Source organism: Streptomyces sp. NPDC018693 (genome assembly GCF_044391385.1).
Classification (GTDB): Bacteria; Actinomycetota; Actinomycetes; order Streptomycetales; family Streptomycetaceae; genus Streptomyces.
The window spans coordinates 239,729-259,153 of the sequence record NZ_JBIRZZ010000003.1 but is presented as its reverse complement, the minus strand read 5'-3'; the positions used below and the strand labels follow the sequence as shown (position 1 = coordinate 259,153).

Annotated in this window: 16 protein-coding genes; 6 read left to right on the top strand and 10 right to left on the bottom strand. The window is 70.9% G+C overall.

From position 1 onward, the window contains the following. Positions 1–278: 278 nt before the first annotated feature. From ACH5AC_RS09555 to ACH5AC_RS09540, 4 genes are all read left to right on the top strand, one after another. Entirely contained in the window at positions 279–1,604 is a 1,326-nt protein-coding gene (locus ACH5AC_RS09555) for an ABC transporter substrate-binding protein (protein WP_398861157.1), read from the top strand. A 5-nt stretch (positions 1,605–1,609) separates the two neighbouring features. Next, positions 1,610–2,626 (top strand): carbohydrate ABC transporter permease, encoded by a 1,017-nt coding sequence (locus tag ACH5AC_RS09550; RefSeq protein WP_398861623.1) that lies wholly within the window; start codon positions 1,610–1,612, stop codon positions 2,624–2,626. Positions 2,627–2,637: 11 nt separating this feature from the next. Further along, positions 2,638–3,543, top strand: a complete 906-nt coding sequence (locus ACH5AC_RS09545; protein ID WP_398861156.1) for a carbohydrate ABC transporter permease — start codon at positions 2,638–2,640, stop codon at positions 3,541–3,543. Between the two features lie 149 nt (positions 3,544–3,692). Then, entirely contained in the window at positions 3,693–5,129 is a 1,437-nt protein-coding gene (locus ACH5AC_RS09540; RefSeq protein WP_398861155.1) for a GH1 family beta-glucosidase, read from the top strand. Between the two features lie 25 nt (positions 5,130–5,154). Here the strand turns inward: ACH5AC_RS09540 and ACH5AC_RS09535 are convergent, their stop codons facing one another. The 8 genes from ACH5AC_RS09535 to ACH5AC_RS09500 all read right to left on the bottom strand — a co-directional run bounded on the left by ACH5AC_RS09535 (position 5,155) and on the right by ACH5AC_RS09500 (position 15,592). Continuing rightward, positions 5,155–7,161, bottom strand: a complete 2,007-nt coding sequence (locus ACH5AC_RS09535; RefSeq protein WP_398861154.1) for a beta-galactosidase — start codon at positions 7,159–7,161, stop codon at positions 5,155–5,157. Then, positions 7,155–8,477, bottom strand: a complete 1,323-nt coding sequence (locus tag ACH5AC_RS09530) for a glycoside hydrolase family 36 protein (protein WP_398861152.1) — start codon at positions 8,475–8,477, stop codon at positions 7,155–7,157. Before ACH5AC_RS09530 ends, ACH5AC_RS09535 begins: the two co-directional genes overlap by 7 nt. A gap of 26 nt (positions 8,478–8,503) precedes the next feature. Continuing rightward, on the bottom strand, positions 8,504–9,394 hold the full coding sequence (locus ACH5AC_RS09525) for a carbohydrate ABC transporter permease (protein WP_398861151.1): 891 nt from the start codon (positions 9,392–9,394) through the stop codon (positions 8,504–8,506). After that, the gene (locus ACH5AC_RS09520; RefSeq protein WP_398861150.1) at positions 9,391–10,371 is read right to left on the bottom strand and encodes a carbohydrate ABC transporter permease; all 981 of its coding nucleotides are present in this window, start codon (positions 10,369–10,371) and stop codon (positions 9,391–9,393) included. The genes ACH5AC_RS09525 and ACH5AC_RS09520 overlap by 4 nt, the downstream gene beginning before the upstream one ends. Before the next feature lie 8 nt (positions 10,372–10,379). After that, positions 10,380–11,675 carry an ABC transporter substrate-binding protein gene (locus tag ACH5AC_RS09515; protein WP_398861149.1) on the bottom strand — a complete coding sequence of 432 codons (1,296 nt, stop codon included), beginning with the start codon at positions 11,673–11,675 and terminating at the stop codon, positions 10,380–10,382. A 218-nt stretch (positions 11,676–11,893) separates the two neighbouring features. After that, a complete protein-coding gene (locus ACH5AC_RS09510; RefSeq protein ID WP_398861148.1) occupies positions 11,894–13,372 on the bottom strand; it encodes a cellulose binding domain-containing protein in 1,479 nt (492 codons plus the stop codon). Between the two features lie 109 nt (positions 13,373–13,481). Further along, positions 13,482–14,888, bottom strand: a complete 1,407-nt coding sequence (locus tag ACH5AC_RS09505) for an ATP-binding protein (protein ID WP_398861147.1) — start codon at positions 14,886–14,888, stop codon at positions 13,482–13,484. Further along, positions 14,885–15,592 (bottom strand): response regulator transcription factor, encoded by a 708-nt coding sequence (locus ACH5AC_RS09500; protein ID WP_398861146.1) that lies wholly within the window; start codon positions 15,590–15,592, stop codon positions 14,885–14,887. Before ACH5AC_RS09500 ends, ACH5AC_RS09505 begins: the two co-directional genes overlap by 4 nt. A 110-nt stretch (positions 15,593–15,702) precedes the next feature. Between ACH5AC_RS09500 and ACH5AC_RS09495 the strand changes: the two genes are divergently transcribed. Beyond that, the gene (locus ACH5AC_RS09495) at positions 15,703–16,212 is read left to right on the top strand and encodes a hypothetical protein (protein WP_398861145.1); all 510 of its coding nucleotides are present in this window, start codon (positions 15,703–15,705) and stop codon (positions 16,210–16,212) included. Positions 16,213–16,273: 61 nt separating this feature from the next. Here the strand turns inward: ACH5AC_RS09495 and ACH5AC_RS09490 are convergent, their stop codons facing one another. After that, positions 16,274–17,143 carry a spermidine synthase gene (locus ACH5AC_RS09490; protein WP_398861144.1) on the bottom strand — a complete coding sequence of 290 codons (870 nt, stop codon included), beginning with the start codon at positions 17,141–17,143 and terminating at the stop codon, positions 16,274–16,276. Positions 17,144–17,203: 60 nt separating this feature from the next. After that, complete coding sequence (locus ACH5AC_RS09485; protein ID WP_398861622.1) at positions 17,204–17,578, bottom strand: hypothetical protein; 375 nt, start codon at positions 17,576–17,578, stop codon at positions 17,204–17,206. Between the two features lie 263 nt (positions 17,579–17,841). Between ACH5AC_RS09485 and ACH5AC_RS09480 the strand changes: the two genes are divergently transcribed. Next, positions 17,842–19,410 carry a hypothetical protein gene (locus ACH5AC_RS09480; RefSeq protein WP_398861143.1) on the top strand — a complete coding sequence of 523 codons (1,569 nt, stop codon included), beginning with the start codon at positions 17,842–17,844 and terminating at the stop codon, positions 19,408–19,410. Positions 19,411–19,425: the final 15 nt, after the last annotated feature.

The window sequence follows — 19,425 nt, the reverse complement described above, 5'->3', positions numbered from 1 at the left end:
CTGAACTGGGTGAAATGTCCCTCCGCCCAGACCCTGTCCGCTCTCACCCCGTGGAGTTAGCTAACAGGCCGATAACTGAACACATCCTTCCGCGCCCCCACCCTTGACACCCCCGCCGGAACCGACGACTCTTCAACACATCACTTGTGGGAGCGCTCCCACGGTACCTGACACATACACATCCCGCACGTTCCCCGCCCGAGCCGCAGCGCAGAACTAACGGGCCCAACAATGCAGTTGGCCGGGGGGTCGGCACGTCAGGGCAACAGGAGGACGCAATGCGAGCACGTACCCGAACCACCCGCAGGGTGGTCGTCCTGGCGGCCGTCGCGTCGCTCGGCGCCGGGTTGCTGGCCGGCTGTGCCGACGACGGCGGCGACGACGACAACGGCGGTTCGTCGTCCGGCGGCGGCGGCAAGACCACGATCACGCTGGGTCTTTTCGGCACGATGGGCTTCAAGGAAGCCGGCCTCTACGCCGAGTACGAGAAGCTCAACCCCGACATCAAGATCGCCGAGAACGTCATCGAGCGGAACGAGAACTACTACCCGGCGCTCCTGAACCACCTCACCACCAACAGCGGTCTGATGGACATCCAGGCCGTCGAGGTCGGCAACATCGCCGAGGTCGTCGCCACCCAGGCCGACAAGCTCACGGACATGTCCAAGGTTTCGGGCGTGAACAAGAGCAACTGGCTGGAGTGGAAGTGGGAACAGGCCACGACCAAGGACGGCCAGACCATCGGCCTGGGCACCGACGTCGGCCCGATGGCCCTGTGCTACCGCAAGGACCTCTTCCAGCAGGCCGGTCTGCCCACCGACCGCGAAGAGGTCTCCAAGCTGTGGGCGGGCGACTGGAACAAGTTCGTCGAGGTCGGCCGGCAGTACAAGGAGAAGGGGCCCAAGGGCACCTTCTTCATGGACTCCCCCGGCGGTCTGATCAACGCCATCCTCAGCAGTGAGAAGGAGAAGTTCTACGACGCCTCCGGCGAGATCATCTACAAGACGAACCCGGCCGTGAAGGCCGCCTTCGACCTGACCGCGAAGGCCGCGCAGGAGGGCCTGGTCCAGTCGCAGACGCAGTTCCAGCCGTCGTGGGACCAGACGATCGCCAACAGCAAGTTCGCCACCGTGGCCTGCCCGCCGTGGATGCTCGGCACGATCAAGGGCAAGTCGAAGCCCGAGTCGGCCGGCAAGTGGGAGGTGGCCACCGCGCCCAAGGGCGGCAACTGGGGCGGTTCCTTCCTGGCCGTCCCGAAGAGCGGCAAGAACGTCGAGGCGGCGCAGAAGTTCGTGGCCTGGCTGACCGCGCCGGAGCAGCAGGCCAAGCTGTTCAAGGTGCAGGGCAGCTTCCCGAGCACCCCGGCCGCGTACACCATGCCCGAGGTGACCGGCGCGACCAACGAGATGACCGGTGACTCCCCGATCGGCGAGGTCTTCGCCGCGGCCGCCAAGGACGCCCCGGTGCAGGTGATCGGCCCGAAGGACCAGATCATCCAGCAGGGCCTGACCGACAACGGCGTCATCCTCGTGACGAAGGGCAAGTCGCCGAAGGAGGCTTGGGACACGGCGACCAAGACCATCGACAACAACCTGGACAAGTGACCCGTATGGCCACCCGCCACCACACCGCCGCGCCCCCCGCCGAGGAGGGGGGCGCGGCCCCGGCCCGCCCGGAGCCGGGAGCACCGCCCACCGAGGCGGACAAGCGGCGCCGGGCGAGGCTGTCCCGCCGCTGGCAGCGCGACATGCGCTGGAGCCCGTACGCCTTCGTCTCGCCGTTCTTCCTGCTGTTCCTCGCCTTCGGCCTGTTCCCGCTGATCTACACGGGCTGGGCGTCGCTGCACCAGGTGGAGCTGACCGCGCCGACCGACATGAACTGGGTCGGGATGCGCAACTACACGCGCATCTTCGACGACGACTTCTTCTGGAACGCGGCGCGCAACACCCTCACCATCGGCATCATCTCGACCGTGCCGCAGCTGCTGATGGCGATGGGCATCGCGCACATCCTCAACTACAAGCTGCGCGCCTCGACCTTCTACCGGGTCGTGATGCTGGCGCCGTACGCCACCTCGATCGCGGCCGCCTCGCTCGTCTTCGTGCTGCTCTTCGGGCGCGACTACGGCATGATCAACTGGGCGCTGGACGCCGTCGGGATCGACCCGGTCGACTGGCAGAACGACAAGTGGCCCTCGCAGATCGCGGTCTCGTCGATCATCATCTGGCGCTGGACCGGCTACAACGCGCTGATCTACCTGGCGGCGATGCAGGCGATCCCGCAGGACCTGTACGAGTCCGCGGCGCTCGACGGGGCCAGCCGCTGGCAGCAGTTCATCCATGTCACGCTGCCGTCGCTGCGGCCGACGATCCTGTTCACCGCGGTCGTCTCGACGATCGGCGCCAGCCAGGTCTTCGGCGAGCCGCTGCTGTTCGACGCGAACAAGGGCGCGTCGGGCGGCGCCGAGCACCAGTTCCAGACGCTGGGCCTGTACCTCTACGAGCAGGGCTGGGTGAACCAGCACCTGGGCCGGGCGTCGGCGATCGCCTGGACGATGTTCCTGATCCTCATCGTCATCGGGATCATCAACTACGTCATCTCGCGCCGGCTGCGCGCCAGTAGTTAAGGAGTACGGCCGTGACGACGACCCTGACGAAACCCGAGGACACCCCGCCGCCGAACGCCAGGAAGGTGCGCCGGCCCAAGTCGGCGCGGGCCGGCGGTCAGATGCACGCCGGGCCGGTCGCCTACGTGATCCTGGCCCTCTTCACGATCGGCTCGCTGTTCCCGCTGGTGTGGACGGCGATCGCCGCGTCCCGTGACAACAACCGGCTGGCGCAGACCCCGCCGCCGTTCTGGTTCGGCGGCAACCTCTTCGACAACCTCGAGATCGCCTGGACCGACGCGAACCTCGGCGAGGCGTTCATCAACACCACCTTCGTGGCCGGTGTGTCGGCGGCGACCATCGTCTTCCTGTCGACGATCGCCGGGTTCGCCTTCGCCAAGCTGCGCTTCAAGGGCCGTAACGCGATGATGCTGATCGTGATCGGCACGATGATGGTGCCGCCGCAGCTGAGCGTGATCCCGCTGTACATGATGGTCGCCAAGCTGGACTGGACGGACCAGCTGCAGGCGGTGATCTTCCCGTCGCTGGTGAGCGCGTTCGGTGTGTTCTTCATGCGGCAGTACCTGATCCAGGCGCTGCCCGACGAGATCATCGAGGCGGCCCGGGTGGACGGGGCGAGCAGCTGGCGAGTGGTGTGGCACGTGGTCTTCCCGGCCGCCCGCCCGGCGATGGCCGTGCTCGGCATGCTGATGTTCGTCCAGACATGGAACGACTTCCTGTGGCCGTTCCTGGTCCTGACCCAGACCGGCAACCCGACCGTGCAGGTCGCGGTGGCGGGTCTCGGCCGCGGGTACACGCCCGACCAGTCCCTGATCATGGCGGGCGCGCTGCTCGGCACGCTGCCGCTGCTGCTGGTCTTCGCGATCTTCGGCAAGCAGATCGTGGGCGGGATCATGCAGGGCGCGGTCAAGGGCTAGGCCCGCCGCCCCGCTTTCTCCAGGGGCCGGGTCACCGCAGCCTCGGCCCCTTTCTCCTTCCCTTCCTTCCTCCTGTTCGTTCTTCTCTCCTCCTCCCCATCCCCCCTCATTCCTCGTCGGTCTCGACGACCACCTATGGGAGCGCTTCCATGCCTGAGTCCGCACAGCCGGAGAACCCCGTGACCTTTCCTCCCGCCTTCCTCTGGGGCGCCGCGACATCGGCGTACCAGATCGAGGGGGCGGTACAGGAGGACGGCCGCACCCCGTCGATCTGGGACACCTTCAGCCACACCCCGGGCAAGACCGCCGGTGGCGAGACCGGTGACATCGCTGTCGACCACTACCACCGCTACCGCGAGGACGTGGCGCTGATGGCGGAGCTGGGCCTGTCCGCGTACCGTTTCTCCGTCTCCTGGTCGCGGGTGCAGCCGACGGGCCGCGGGCCGGCCGTGCAGCGGGGTCTGGACTTCTACCGCCGGCTGGTCGACGAGCTGCTCGCGCACGACATCAAGCCGGCGATCACCCTCTACCACTGGGACCTGCCGCAGGAGCTGGAGGACGCGGGCGGCTGGCCGGAGCGGGACACCGCGTTCCGGTTCGCCGAGTACGCGCAGATCGTCGGCGAGGCGCTCGGTGACCGGGTGGAGCACTGGATCACGCTCAACGAGCCGTGGTGCAGCGCCTTCCTGGGCTACGGCTCCGGGGTGCACGCGCCCGGCCGCACCGACCCGCTGGCCTCGCTGCGCGCCGCGCACCACCTCAACCTGGCGCACGGGCTGGGTGCCTCGGCCCTGCGCTCGGTGATGCCGGCCCGCAACCAGGTGGCGATCAGCCTCAACCCCTCGGTCGTACGGCCGCTCAGCCAGGACCCGGCCGACCTGGCGGCGGCGCGCAGGATCGACGACCTGGCGAACGGTGTCTTCCACGGGCCGATCCTGCACGGCGCGTACCCGGACTCGCTGTTCGAGGGGACCCGTTCTGTCACCGACTGGTCGTACGTCCTGGACGGCGACCTCCAGACCATCAACCAGCCCCTGGACGCGCTGGGCCTGAACTACTACTCCCCGACGCTGGTCTCCGACGCGCGGAACGCCCCCGACGGCCCGCGCGCCGACGGCCACGGCGCCAGCAGTCACTCCCCGTGGCCCGGCGCCGACGACGTCGCCTTCCACCAGACCCCGGGCGACCGCACGGAGATGGGCTGGACCGTCGACCCGACGGGCCTGCACGAGCTGATCATGCGCTACACGAGCGAGGCCCCGGGCCTGCCGCTCTACATCACCGAGAACGGCGCGGCCTACGACGACAAGCCCGACCCCGACGGCACCGTCCACGACCCCGAGCGCGTCGCCTACCTGCACGGCCACCTCTCGGCGGTGCGCCACGCCATCTCCGACGGCGCGGACGTGCGCGGCTACTTCCTGTGGTCCCTCCTGGACAACTTCGAGTGGGCGTACGGCTATGAGAAGCGGTTCGGGGCGGTGTACGTGGACTACGCGACGTTGAAGCGGACGCCGAAGTCCAGTGCGCGGTGGTACGGGCGGGCGGCTCAGTCGGGGGTGTTGCCGGCGGTGGATTCCGACTGAGTGCGCCCGGAGCCCCGCGCCCCCCTCAGGGGCGCGGGGCGACGCGTACGACCGCGATCTCGCCCGGTGCCAACCGCAGGAGGCCCTCCGGCACCGGCTTCCCGGTCAGGAGTTCCACGGCGTCGGCCGGCACCCGCACCTCCGCGCCCTCGCCCCCGTGGTCGATCAGGAACAGGTAGTCCGCGTCCTCGCCCCGGCGGCGGACCGCCTCCAGGTTCTCGGGGATCCCGTCCAGGACCGGGTGTACGTCCGACTCCGCGCACATGCGGGCCAGGAGTGCCGCCAGGGTGTCGGCGTCCGGGTGGGTCGCCAGGTACCAGGTCGTTCCGGTGCCGTGGGTGTGGCGGGTGACCGCGGGGACGCCTGCCAGGGGGCCGTCCGTGTACGACGTCACCGCCTCGGCGCCTTCCAGGCGGAGGCGTTCCGACCAGAGGGTCGCGGTGGCGCCGTCGGTGAGGGTGCGGGTCTCGCCGGGGAGGAGGGGGAAGAGTTCGTCGGTGCGGACGCCGAGGGCCGTGCGGAAGGCGCCCGGGTAGCCGCCGAGCCGGACGTGGCAGTTCTCGTCGACCATGCCGCTGTGGAAGCCGACGGCGAGGGTGCCGCCGCGCTCGGCGAAGGACGTGAGGTTCGCGGCGTCCGCGTCGGTCACCAGGTAGAGGCTGGGGGCGAGGACCAGGCGGTACCGGGAGAGGTCCGCGTCCGGGCGGACGAAGTCGACGGCGATGCCCGCCCGCCACAGGGGCTCGTACCAGGAGCGGAGCTGTTCCAGGTGGCGGAGCATCTCGGTGGGCTGGGAGGGGAGTTCCACGGCCCAGCGTGAGTCCCAGTCATGGACGACGGCCACTTCGGCGGTGCCCCGGCTGCCCTTGACCTCCGCCAGCGCCCGCAGGTCGGCGCCGAGTCGGACGACGTCCCGCCAGATCTGGCTGTCGGTGCCCGCGTGCGGGAGCATCGCCGAGTGCCACTGCTCTGCGCCGGCCTTCGCCGCCCGCCACTGGAAGTAGGCGATGCCGTCCGCGCCGCGCGCCACATGGGCGAGGGCGTTGCGGCGCAGCTCGCCGGGGTTCTTGGCGCGGTTGACGGGCTGCCAGTTCACGGCGCCGGTGGAGTGCTCCATCAGCAGCCAGGGGTCACCGCCCGCCAGGGAGCGGACCAGGTCGCCGCTCATCGCGATGTCGATCTGCGACGCCGGGTCGGCCGACATCAGGTAGTGGTCGTTGGAGACGATGTCCAGCTCGGCCGCCCAGCGCCAGTAGTCCAGGGCGTCGAAGCCACTCATCACCATGAAGTTGGTGGTGGCGGGGGTCGAGGGGGCCGCGGCCCGCAGGACGTCGCGTTCGGCCGTGCACAGGGACAGCAGCGCGTCCGAGCAGAAGCGGCGCCAGTCCAGCTGGTGGGTGGGGTTGGGGACGGCACCGGTCGGGCGGGGCGGGAGGATCTCCTCCCAGTCGTAGTACCACTGGCTCCAGAAGGTGGTGCCCCAGGCGTGGTTGAGGGCGGACAGGTCCTCGGCGTACTTCTCGCGCAGCCACGTCCGGAACGCCGCCGCGCTGGTGTCGCAGTAGCACTCGGCGTTGTGGCAGCCGTACTCGTTGTGGATGTGCCACATGGCCAGCGCCGGGTGGCCGGCGTAGCGCTCCGCGAGTACGCCGGCGATCCGCAGGGCGGCCTCGCGGTAGGCGGGGCTGGACGGGCAGAACGTCTGGCGGCTGCCGTACGACAGGGTGCGGCCGTCCCGGTCGACGGGGAGCGCCTCGGGGTGGGCGCGGAAGAACCAGGCCGGGGGTGCCGCCGTGGGGGTGGCGAGGTCGGCGGCGATGCCGTTGGCCTGCAGCAGGTCGAGGATCTTGTCGAGGCGGGTGAAGTCGTACTCGCCCTCGCGTGGCTCCAGCAGCGCCCACGCGAAGATGTTGACGCTGACCAGGTTGACCCCGGCCTCCCGCATCAGGCGCATGTCCTCGGCCCAGACCTCCTCGGGCCACTGCTCGGGGTTGTAGTCACCGCCGTAGGCGATGCCGTCGATGTTCAGCATGCGTCAGCTCCTCCCAGGAGACGGCGAGTCGTCTCCACTCCCCATTGGTCCAGCGACAGCAGGCGGTCGCTGGAGGCCATCAGGCCACCGGTCGCCTCGACGTGCGCGGCCCAGCGCTCACGGGTCTCCACGGCCGGACGGGCCATCAGACAGTCGGGGTCGTTGGTCCAGAGGCGGCCGTGCTGCCACTGGCGGGCAGCGCCCGTGAACTCGGCGGGGTCCTGGCCGGGCTGACTGTAGTCGTCGGCCTCGGGGCGGCGGTGCGGGGCCGTGTCGGGGCTGACCCGCATCGCGTCGAACAGGCCGATGGACGGCAGGATGGGGGCTCCGCAGCCGAGGAGGTAGGCGTCCTCGCCGATGGCCTCGCGGATCAGTGCCACGCCCGTGCGGTAAGCGGTCAGCGCGTCGGCGCGGGTGTGGCGTACGCCGTCCAGGGCGCCCGCGTAGAGGAAGTCGACCTTGAAGTAGTCGTAGCCCTCGGCGCGCAGGGTCGCGTAGACGTCGGTGAGCCAGGCCGCGGCGGCGGGGTGGGTGGTGTCGAGGACGCGCAGGTCGTGGCCCCAGTTGCGGCCGGCGTGGGTGAAGCCGCCGTCGGGGTCGCGGACCAGCCAGTCGGGGTGTTCGGCGGCCAGTTCGCTGTCCGGGTCGACCAGGAAGGGCGCCGTCCAGATGCCGGCCCGGCGGCCTCGGGCGCGGATCGCGTCGGCGATGCCGGCGCGGGAGCGGAAGCGGCCGGAGAGGGTGAGCCAGTCGCCGAGGGCCTTCTGGTAGCCGTCGTCGATCTGGACGACGTCGATGGGCAGGTCGAGGGTGTCCATCGCGCGGAGGTTCTCGTGGATGTCGTCCTCGGTGACGGCGGTGAAGTACTCGTACCAGGAGCACCAGACGGTGGGGGCGGGGCGCGGTGCCGATCGCCCCAGGGTCTCGGCCCAGGCGGCGAGCACCGCCTGGATGCCGTCCCCGGTCCACTCCTTCACCGGCCCGTCCGCGGTGATCTCCGCCGTGCGGCCGCCGTCCCGGACGGTCAGGCGGATGGACGGCACGGCGTGCTGCGGGTCCGGTGCCGCCCACAGCCGGACCGGGCCGCCGTCGCCGGGGTCGAGCGCCAGCAGGCCCTCCCCCTGGAAGGCGCCCGGCGGGACCGTGCGCCCCGGCCGGTAGCAGACCGTCGCCCAGTTGTCGTTGGTCGGACGGTACGGGGTCGCGTCGAGGGCGTAGGTGCCGCTGGGGCTCCAGGACTGCCAGCCCTCCTCGTGGACCCGGGCGCGGCGCGGGTCCACGGGGACGGTGGCGACGGGGGTGAAGGGGTTGTGCACGGGGGTCTCTTTCGATGAAGGGCTCGTCAGCCCTTGTTGGCACCCAGCGTGAGTCCGCTGACGAACTGCCGCTGGAGCACGAAGTACACGATCAGGGTCGGGATCGCGGTGAGCAGGGCGCCCGCGGCGACCAGGTTGGGGTCGGTGAAGTAGGTGCCGGAGAGGTTGTTGAGGGCCGAGGTGATCGGCATGTTCTCGCCGGTGGAGATCAGGACGAGTGCCCAGAAGAAGTCGTTGTAGATCCAGATGGACAGCAGGGTGGCGAGGGCGGCAATGGCGGGGCGGCACAGGGGCAGCACGATCTGCCAGTACTGCCGCCACACCGAGGCGCCGTCGACGAGGGCGGCCTCGGTCAGCTCGTGCGGCAGGGAGCGCATGTAGTTGCTGAGCACGAACGCGCAGAACCCGGACTGGAACGCCACATGGATGAGGACGAGGCCGAGCGCGGAGTCGTACAGCTTGCCGCTCATGGTGATGCCGGGCAGGTCGATGAGCAGGTACAGCCGGTACAGCGGGGTGATGATGACCTGCTGCGGGAGCAGGTTGCCGGCGGTGAAGACCAGCAGCAGGGCGAGGTTGAGGCGGAAGTCGAAGCGGCTGACGTAGAAGGCGACCATCGACGACAGGAAGAGGGTGAGCAGCACCGCCGGCACGGCGACAATCGCCGTGTTGACGAAGTAGTGCGTCATCTCCGACTGCTCGAACGCGTTCGTGAAGTTGTCGAGGTTGAGCGTGTCGGGGAGGGAGACGTAACCCTTCTCGCTCGTCTCCGCGTACGGCCGCATCGCCGAGTAGATCGCCCAGAGCAGCGGCGCCAGCCAGGCCAGGGCCATGCTGGCGAGGACGATGTGCAGCAGGATCCGTCCCGGGCGCATCGGCTTGCGGCGCTCCGGGTTCTTGAGAGCGAGGGTGCTCATGCGCGCCGCTCCTTCCGGAAGGTGGCCACCAGGTACGGGATGATCACGACGAGCGAGATGAGGAGGAGGACGACGGCGATCGCGGAGCCGTACCCGATCCGGCTGGACTCGCCGATGATGTTGTTGGTGACGAGGATCGACAGCAGTTCGGTGCCCTCGGCGCCCTTGTTGAAGACGAACACCAGGTCGAAGCAGCGCAGCGCCTCGATGATGGTGACGACCAGGACGACGGTGTTGGTGGGGCGCAGGGTCGGGAAGATGACGTTCTTGAACGTCTGCCACTCGTTCGCGCCGTCGAGCGCGGAGGCTTCCCGCAGGGACGGGTCGACGCTCTTCAGGCCGGCCAGGTAGAGGATCATCATGTAGCCGGTGTGCCGCCAGGAGGCGGCGATGAGGACGGCCCAGAGGTTGAGGTCCGGGTCGCCGATCCAGTCGATGTAGTGGCCGGGCTCGTTGGCGCCGATGATGCTGTTGATCAGGCCCGTGTCGGGGTTGTAGACGAGCTGCCAGACGAACCCGATGACCGCCATGGACAGCACGACCGGCAGGAAGAACGCGGTCTGGTAGACCCGGCTGAAGCGGATCTTCTTGTCCAGCTGGACGGCCAGGAACAGGCCGAGCGGGGTGGGGATCAGGATGAGGACGACGAACCAGACGACGTTGTGCTGGACGGCGGGCCAGAACTGCGGGTTGTTGGTGAACAGCTCCCGGAAGTTGTCCAGTCCGACCCACTGGATGGAGTCGAAGCCGATGCCGTTCCAGTTGGTGAAGGCGAGGGCGATCGAGGCGAGCGCGGTGACCCAGACGAGGGCCACGTGCAGGATCGTCGGCAGGCCGGCCATGAGGCCGAGCGTGAGCCGGTCTCGGGCGGTGAGCAGGCGCCGGTGGCCCCGCGCAGCTCGCCGCCCGGCCGGGGCAGCGCCCGGAGGCGGCACGGCGGCCGCCTCCGGGTTCTTCGTGGTGGTGTCGGTGGTCATGGGGACCGTCACTCCGACGCGAAGATCGTCTTCTTCTGCCGCTCGATCGAGGACAGCAGGCTGTCGACCCCCTTGGGGTCGCGGACGAACTTCTGCAGCGCGGGCTGCATCACGGTGGAGGTGAAGTCCGGCCGGCTGTCACGGTCCATGAACTGGGTGAGGCTCTTGGCGCCGCTGATCATCTCGAACGCCTTCTTCTGCAGCGGGGTGTACGCGGAGGTGTCGGCCTTGGTGGAGGCGGCGACCACGCTGGGGTCGGCCTTGAGGTAGATCTCCTCGGCGGCCGGGGTGCCCAGGTACTCCATGAGCTGGACGGCGCCCGTCTTGTTCTTCGGGCTCTTGCTCATCATGAAGCCGTCGGTGGGCGCCTCCACGGTGTCCTGCCCGTACGCCGGGTCGATCTCCGGGAAGGCGAAGAAGTCGAGGTCCTCCAGGGCGCTCGGGTCGGTGAACTGCTGGCCCACGAAGGTGCCCAGGAGGTACATGCCGGCCTTCTTCGAGGCCAGGGTCTGTGCGGCGTCCTGCCAGGTGCGGCCGACGGCGCCCTCCTGGTGGTAGGGGAGGATCTCGGCCCACAGGTCGAAGACGGAGCGCACCTTGGCGTCGGTCCAGGCGGCCTTGCCGGCCATCAGGTCGACGTGGAAGTCGTAGCCGTTCTTGCGGAAGTTGATCTGGTCGAAGGTGCCGAGCGCGGGCCAGGCGTCCTTGTCGCCGAAGGCGATGGGGACGAGCTTGTCCTTCTGCATCTGCTTGCACAGGGCGACGAAGGCGTCCCAGGTGGTGGGGACCTCGTAGCCGTACTGCTGGAAGACGCTCTTCCGGTAGAAGACGGCCCACGGGTACGAGTACAGCGGCACGAAGTAGTACTTGCCGTCCTCGCCCTTGCTCAGCTTGTGCATCGCCTCGGGGAAGTTGTCCCCGATCTTCGTCCAGACGTCGTCGATCGGGGTGGCCAGGCCCTTGGCCGCGAAGAACTGCATGCGGTAGCCCGCGAACCAGGTGAACACGTCGTCCGGGGTGCCCTGGAGGTAGGCGTTGATCTGCTCCTGGAAGGTGTTGGAGTCCTTGGTGTTCACGTCGACCGTGAGCCCGGACTCCTTCTGGAACGCCGCGTAGATCTCGGCGAACGCCTTCTTCGGCACCGGGTCCGACGCCTTGGAGCCGAGGGTGACGGTCTTGGGGTCGGACGAGGTGCCGCTGCCGCCACAGGCGCTCAGCAGGGGAACTCCGGCGCCCAGAACGGTGGCGCCTGCTATGCCGCGCAGCAGGGTGCGGCGGCTCGGGGAGGGGAGGGCGAGGGACATGAACGGCTCCTGGGGGTGTTGGCCAGGGGTGACCACATCGCATTCAGTCGTAACCGATCAGAAACAAACTAGACCGAACACGATGGGCGATATGACAGCCGTTTGTCCTGTCATGCGTCAAGAGCGGCCGGGGTCAGTTGTCGAAACGTAATCGGCAATGCCGAACGGGGCGCTCGAAAGCACCCCGTTCGTGGTGTTTTGCGACCGCCGGTGATCGATCAGCGGTGGGCCGCGAACGCCTTCGAGAACGCGAACGGCTCCTGGACGATCGAACTGCACGTCGCGTCCGCGTAGTTCTTCGCACCACCCGCGCACTGCCTGTCACGGGTCGCCGACCACATCGACAGCCAGCCGAGGCCCTTGGCCCTCGCGAAGGCCACCAGCTGCGACGCGTCGTCGACCCTGAAGACCTCCGTGGTGACGTCGTTGACACCGATCATCGGGGTGACGGCGACCGTCTTCCAGGCCGCGCTGTCGCTCAGCCCCAGCACGCTCTTGAGCTGCGCCTGGGTGGCCGTGGCCGCCTGCTCGGCGTAGGTGCCCATGTCGCCGCTGTACGCCGGCCCGTAGTCCATCGCCATGATGTTGACCGCGCCGATCCGCACGCCGTTCGCCTTGGCGTCCGCGAGCAGGTCCACGCCGTGCTGGGTGAGCCCCTCCGGCATCACCGGGAGCGTGAAGGACACGTCCAGGCCGGGGTGGCGCCGCTGCAGCTCGGCGATCGCCCGGGCGCGGCGGGTGTTGGCGGCCGCGTCGGGCAGCGCACCGCCCTCGACGTCGAAGTCCACCTTCGTCAGTCCGTACGCGTCCACCACCTTGCCGTACGCCGCCGCCAGCGCCTCCACCGAGGCGCAGGTGGTGCCCAGTTCCGAGCCGGCCGCGCCGCCGAAGGAGACCCGGACATCGCCGCCCTGGGCACGCAGGGCTCCGATCTGGGCGGCCACCGCGTCGCTCGCCAGGTCCGTCACCCCGCCCCACTTCGGTGTGCAGCCACCGCCGTCGGTGATGAAGGCGAGGTTGTAGTGCTTGACGCCGGTGGCGCGGGCGCTCGCCAGCAGGTCGAAGGCGGGGTGGAGGGAGGTGTCGACGTAGGGGGCGAAGGCGGCGGCGGTGGGGGTGCCGGTGCTCTGTGAGGGAGTGGGAGCGGGGGGCGCCGTCGAGGCGGGGGGCTGGGTCGGCGTCTGGGTCGGCGTCGGTGTCCGGGTCGGCGTCGGCGTCTGGGTCGGCGTCGGTGTCTGGGTCGGGCGGCCGCTGGGCTCGGGGGTGGCGCCGCCGTCGGCGGAGCAGGTCGCGCCGTCGATACGGCAACCGGTCGGGTCGGCCGTGCCGTTGACGACGAAGCCGACGGTGACCGACTCCCCGGCCGCCAGCCCGTCCGTGTCCCACGCCGGCGGCTTCACGGTGACATGCCGACCGCTCACGCTCGACTCGCCGTTCCACAGCGAGCCGATCCCCGCCCCGGACGGCAGGTCGAACTCCAGCGTCCAGTCGGCCTTCGCCCGGCCGCTGTTGTTGGTGACGACGTACTGCGCGGTGTACCCGGTCGACCACTCGCTGGTCCTCGTGTACGCGGCGCCGACCCCGGCGGCCTGGGCGGTGCTGGTGAACAGGACGACACCACCGCCGACGACGGCCGCCGCGACGACCCCGCCGATCACCTTGTTCCTGCCGCTGATCCTGCGCCGGTGCGTATTCATGGCGTGCCTGCCTTCGCTGCTCACGGGAGTGGGATGCGGCAGCACGCTAGTGATCCGGAATCGGGCAAACCGCCCGACCTGGACCGCCGTCGAGGATCTTAGGGTGCGCTTAAGGCAGGGATCGGGAACGGTTAAAGCCGATGACCGCCCGGCCCCCTCGGCGCCGCCGCACCGCCCCCCGATGCCCCCGCCGGGCGGGCGTCCGCCCCCGCCCGTCCAACTGGATCCAGATCCGCACCTCGGTCCCGCCCAGCACCGACGACCCGATCCGCACATCCCCACCGGTCGACTCCGCGAGCCGCCGCACGATGTCCAGCCCGAGCCCGGTCGAGCCGTCGCTCCCGGACCCCCGCCCGCGCGCCATCGCCGCCTCCGGGTCCGCTATGCCGGGCCCCGCGTCGGAGACGAGCACGATCACCGCGTCCTCGCCGTTGTGCACGTCGACCGCGAAGGCGGTGCCCTCCGGGGTGTGCCGGAAGACATTGCCGAGCAGGGCGTCCAGCGCGGCCGCGAGGTCGGCGCGGGCCACGGGTATCCGCACCGGGCGGTCCACCCCGGCCAGGCGCACCTTGCGGCCCTCGTCCTCGGCGAGCGCCGACCAGAACGCCATCCGCTCCCGCACCACCTCGGCCGCGTCGCACCCGGCGCCCGGACCGGCGGTCGCCGTCTGCGGCTTGGCCTCCCGGGCCGTACGGATGATGGTGTCCACCTCACGCTCCAACTGCGCGACCGCCGCCCGGGTCTGGTCGGCGGCCGGCGAGTCGCCGAGCGAGGCCGCGTTCAGCCGCAGCACGGTCAGCGGGGTGCGCAGCCGGTGCGACAGATCCGCCGCCAGCTCCCGCTCGTTCGCGAGGAGCTGTACGACCTGGTCGGCCATGGAGTTGAACGCGACCGCCGCCCGCCGCAGTTCGGTCGGCCCCGCCTCCGGAACCCGTGCGCCCAGCTGCCCCTCCCCCAGTTCCTGCGCCCCCTCGGCCAGCCGCCTCGCCGGGCGCACCATCCGTACACCCAGCCGGTCGGCGACCGCGACGGAGCCGACGACCAGCGCGGCGCCGACGGCGGCGAGCACCGCCCAGGCCGTGCCGACGCCGTTGGTGACCTCCGACTCCGGGACGAACACCTCGATCACCACGGTGCCCAGGCCCAGCGCGACCGGCTGCAACAGCGCGGAACCGCCGGGCACCTCGGTGGTGGAGGCCCGCCCCAGCTTCCGTACGGCCGCGATGTCCTCGGCGCCGGCCCGCTGCCGGCCGAGGTCGACGGCGGCCCGGCCCTCGCCGGCCGGTATGTGCACGGCCAGTCCGTCGTCCGCGCCCGCCGAGGCGACGACCCGCTCCAGCTGCTCGCGGTCGGTGGTGATGGACAGCGCGGGCACGACGACGGCGGCCTCCCGCTCGGCGTTGGAGAAGGCGCGGTCCCGGGCCATCTCCTTCACGACCAGCCCGAGCGGCACCGCGAACGCCACCACGACCATGGTGGTGACGGCCAGACAGACCTTGACCAGGGCCCACCTCATGGCATCGGCTCCGTCCCGCCCGGCGGTTCGAGCTTCACCCCGACGCCCCGCAGGGTGTGCAGATACCTGGGACTGGCGGCCGTCTCGCCCAGTTTCCTTCTGAGCCAGGACAGATGGACGTCGATGGTCTGGTCGTCGCCGTACGACTGCTGCCACACCTCCGCGAGCAGCTCGCGGCGCGGCACGACGACCCCTGGCCGGCCGGCCAGGAAGGCCAGCAGGTCGAACTCGCGGCGGGTGAGGTCGAGTCGTACGCCGTCGAGTTCCGCCTGGCGGCGCAGCGGGTCGACGGTCAGACCGCCGACGCGCAGCACACCGGCCGTCGACGCCTCACCGGCGCCCGCACGGGAGCGGCGCAGCACGGCGGCCATCCGGGCCGACAGGTGCTCGACGGAGAACGGCTTGGTCAGATAGTCGTCCGCGCCCGCGTTCAACAGTCGGACGATCTCCGCCTCGTCGTCGCGCGCCGTGGCGATGATCACCGGCACGTCGGTGATGCCGCGCAGCATCTTGAGCGCCTCCGAGCCGTCCAGGTCCGGCAGTCCGAGGTCGAGGATGACCAGGTCGAAGCGGACATGGGCGACCTCGCGCAGCGCCTCCAGCGCCGTCCCGACGCTGCGCACCGTGTGGGCGGCGTCGGTCAACTGCCGGATGAGCGCCGAGCGTACGAACTGGTCGTCCTCGACCACGAGCACACTTGCCATGCGCCGCACCGTACGCCATGCCACCGGGCCGGACCGGAGCCTGTGGACAACTCCGCCCCTGTGGACAACCGGACGACACCCACGGGGTGCGTGAGGCAGGATGGCCCGCGATGCGCAGAGGACTCGTACACCTACTGGCCTGGTCGCTCGCCACCGGCGCGGCGGCCACGCTGTCGTGGTGGGGTGTCCACACGGTGATGGCGGGCACGGCCTACGACCCGCCGCGCGCCCTGCCCATCACGGCGGGCGGCGAGACGACCACCGAGAAGCCGAAGGCGCTGCCACCGGCGACGAGCCGGCCGTCCCCGGCGCCCGACGCCACTTCCAGCCCCTCGCCGAGCCCGGCCCCCTCGTCCCAGGCGCCCGCCAAGAAGCCGTCCACCGCACCGCCCGCCTCCGGCCGCGTCAAGAGCTACGACACCGACGGCGGCCGGGTGGTCTTCGACCTGGGTACGACGTCCGCGAGCCTGGTCTCGGCCACCCCGGGCCCCGGCTGGTCGATGCAGACGTGGACCACCGAGAGCTGGATCCGGGTCGAGTTCACCTCGGGCGCGGACCGGGTGTCGGTGTTCTGCACCTGGCACGACGGGCCGCCCCGGGTGGAGGTCGGGACGTATTAGTCGGGACGTATTAGTCGGCACGTATGGGACGACCGGTGGGGCATTGCGGGCTACGGGTTCGCTACCGGAACACCGACGGCGGCGGTGCCGGTGAGGCCACGGCCGAGGCGTCGACGACGGGTACGGCACCGCCCGTGAAGTCGGTGAGCGCGCGGCCGTGTTCGACGCGGCTGGGGTGCGGGTCGGAGGCGGCGCGGCGGGTCAGTTCGGCGACCGGGAGGGGATGGTCGGCGGCCACCAGCACCGCGTTGCCGAACCGCTTGCCGCGCAGCACGGTCGGGTCGGCGACCAGGGCGAGCTCGGCGAACCGGGCGGCGGCGGTGGCGATCTGGCCGCGCAGATGGGCGAGCGGCGGGCCGTCAGCGAGGTTGGCGGCGTAGACGCCGTCGGGCCGAAGCGTCCTGCGGACGTCGTCGAGGAACTCGGTCGAGGTCAGATGGGCCGGGGTCCGGGCCCCGCTGAACACATCGGCGATGACCAGGTCGGCCCATCCGTCGGGCACCTTGGCCAGCCCCTCCCGGGCGTCCGCGGACCGCACCCGGATCCGCGCCGCCGGGTCCAGCGGCAGTTCCCGCCGCACCAGTTGGACGAGGCTCGCGTCCCGCTCGACGACCTGCTGGGTGGAGCGGGGGCGGGTGGCGGCGACGTACCGGGCGAGGGTGAGGGCGCCGCCGCCGAGGTGCACGGCGTGGATCGGGCGGCCGGGCGGCGCGACGAGGTCGATGACATGGCCGAGCCGCCGCTGGTACTCGAAGGAGAGATACGCCGGGTCGTCGAGGTCGACGTGCGACTGCGGCGCCCCGTCGATCAGCAGCGTCCAGGCCCGGGCCCGGTCCCGGTCGGGGATCAGCTGGGCGAGCCCGCCGTCGACGCTCTCGACGACGGCTTCGGCGGCGTCCCGCCCGCGCCGGGTGTTCCTGGACCTTCCCATCCGGTCATTTTCGCAGGCCGTGGGTGGTTGTGCGGGGTGGGCCCCCGGTCACTCACGTGGTCACTCTCGGCTGTCCGCCGCCTCGATCATCCTGGCCGCCTCGCCCAGCGCCCTGCGCAGCGCCGCCGGGTCGGTGGCGAGGTCGGCCTCGCCGGGGGGCAGCAGCCAGTCCGAGCCCGCCACCGGCGGCTCGGGGTTCAGCCGCAGTCCGCGTCCCTCGGTCTCCATGCAGACGCTGCCCGGCATGTCCCACGCGGCGGCCGTGCCCGCCGGCACCACGAACGCCAGAGTGTCGCCCCCGTCGTCGTGCAGCACCGGTCCGACGCCGTCGACCGCGCCCCGCCGCAGGATGTCCACCGCCTCCAGGCCCTGCCTCGCCGGCACGGTCACCACCTCGCACGGCGTACGGGGAACGTTGCCCTGGCTGGTCTCCATGCCGGCCTCCACGAACGGGACGGAACACCTCATTGCGGTCTACCGTGCTCAACGCCGAACCAAGTCAACGGCTACGGCGGAAGTCCGCCGCAAAGGATGGCAGTTCATGGCAGATCACGGATGAGATATCCGGTTTGTAGCTAAACACCGCGTGGCGGCCCGGCCACAGCAGGTACGTTCTTGCTCGCCGGGAACAGGGCGATCACATGGTTGAACTGATCGTCTCCGGCATGGTTCGACGGTTCGCACGAGAGGACCCGGCCATGGCGTCGTCAACGGTGCCCACGCCCCGGCCCAACCGGCCCCCACGGCCCAACCTCGCCTTCCGGAGCCTGCGGGGCCACCGCTCACCCGCCGAGTTCGCCGCGCTGGTTCGACGGGCCGCCCGGGAGATCGGCGAGCGGGTCAGCTGTGACGCCCGCTACATCGGACGAGTCGAGGCCGGCGAGATCCGCTGCCCCAACTATGCCTACGAACGGGTGTTCCTGCACATGTTCCCCGGCCGCACGCTCACCGACCTGGGTTTCGCGCCCCGCGCGTCGGTGCGCGGACGCGCGGCGCGCACAGCGCAGGACACGCCGGGCGCGCAGACCGTGCACCCGGCGTATGCCGCTTTCTGCGCGCCGGGCGTGAGTGAGACGCGCGGGGCGCGAGAGCCGTACGACACGGAGAGCCCGTATGAACCGCAGGACCCGATTGACGCGCAGGATGCGTACGACCCGCACGGAGCGTATGCCCGGCATGAGCCGTACGCCCTGCATGAGCCGCACAACCCGCACCACCCGTACGACCCGCACCACAACCACGAGGAGAGCGACGTGCTGCGTCGCGCATTCATGACCGGCGGAGGCGCCACCGTGGCCGCCGCCTCCCTGGGCCCCCTCGGGCTCGCCCTGGACGCGTCGGCCGCGCAGCGGCCGGTGCGCCGCGTCGGGGCGGGCGAGGCGAGCGCCCTGGAAGAAGCGGTCCGCAGGATCCGGCTGCTGGACGACCGGCACGGCGCCGACGGCCTCTACCGGCGCGCGGCCGCCCCACTGCGCGCCGCGTACGCGCTCCTGGACGCCGGCGCGACCCGGCAGGCGACCGCCGACCGGCTCCACTCGGGCGCCGGTGAGCTCGCCATCTCCGTGGGCTGGCTGGCGCACGACTCCGGCCGCTACGACGACGCGCGCTCCCACTACGCGGAGGCGCTCGCCACCGCGCGCGTGAACGGCGACGAGGCCCTGGAGGCGCACGCCTTCTGCAACACGGCGTTCCTGGCACGGGACGCGGGCCGGCCGCGAGAGGCGGTCCGGGCCGCGCAGGCGGCCCAGCGCGTCGCGCGCCCCCTCGGCTCCGCCCGGCTGATGTCGCTGCTCGCGCTGCGTGAGGCCGGCGGATGGGCGGGGCTCGCCGACCGCGCGGGCTGCGAGCAGGCCCTGGTGCGCGCGCACGCCCTGTACGGGCGCGGGCCCTCGGACGCCGACCCCGAGTGGATGAGCTTCTACGGAGAGGCCGAGCTGGAGGCGCTGGAGGCGCAGTGCTGGTCCGCGCTCGGCGACTGGCCGCGCGCGGCCCGCCACGCGGCCCGGGCGATCCGGCTCCAGGATCCCCACTTCACCCGCAACATCGCCCTCTACACGGCCGAACTGGCGGACGACCTCGCACGTGGCGGGCGCCCCGACGAGGCGGCACAGGCCGGGATGCGTGTCCTGGACCTCCTGGACCAGGTCCAGTCGTCCCGCGTCCAGACGATGCTGGCGGGCACGGCGAGGGTGCTGCTGCCGCATCGGCGGGCGGCGGGCGTCTCCACGTTCCTGGAACGGCATGCGGCGCGGCCGCGGGCGGTGTGAGCAGGGCACCCGGCG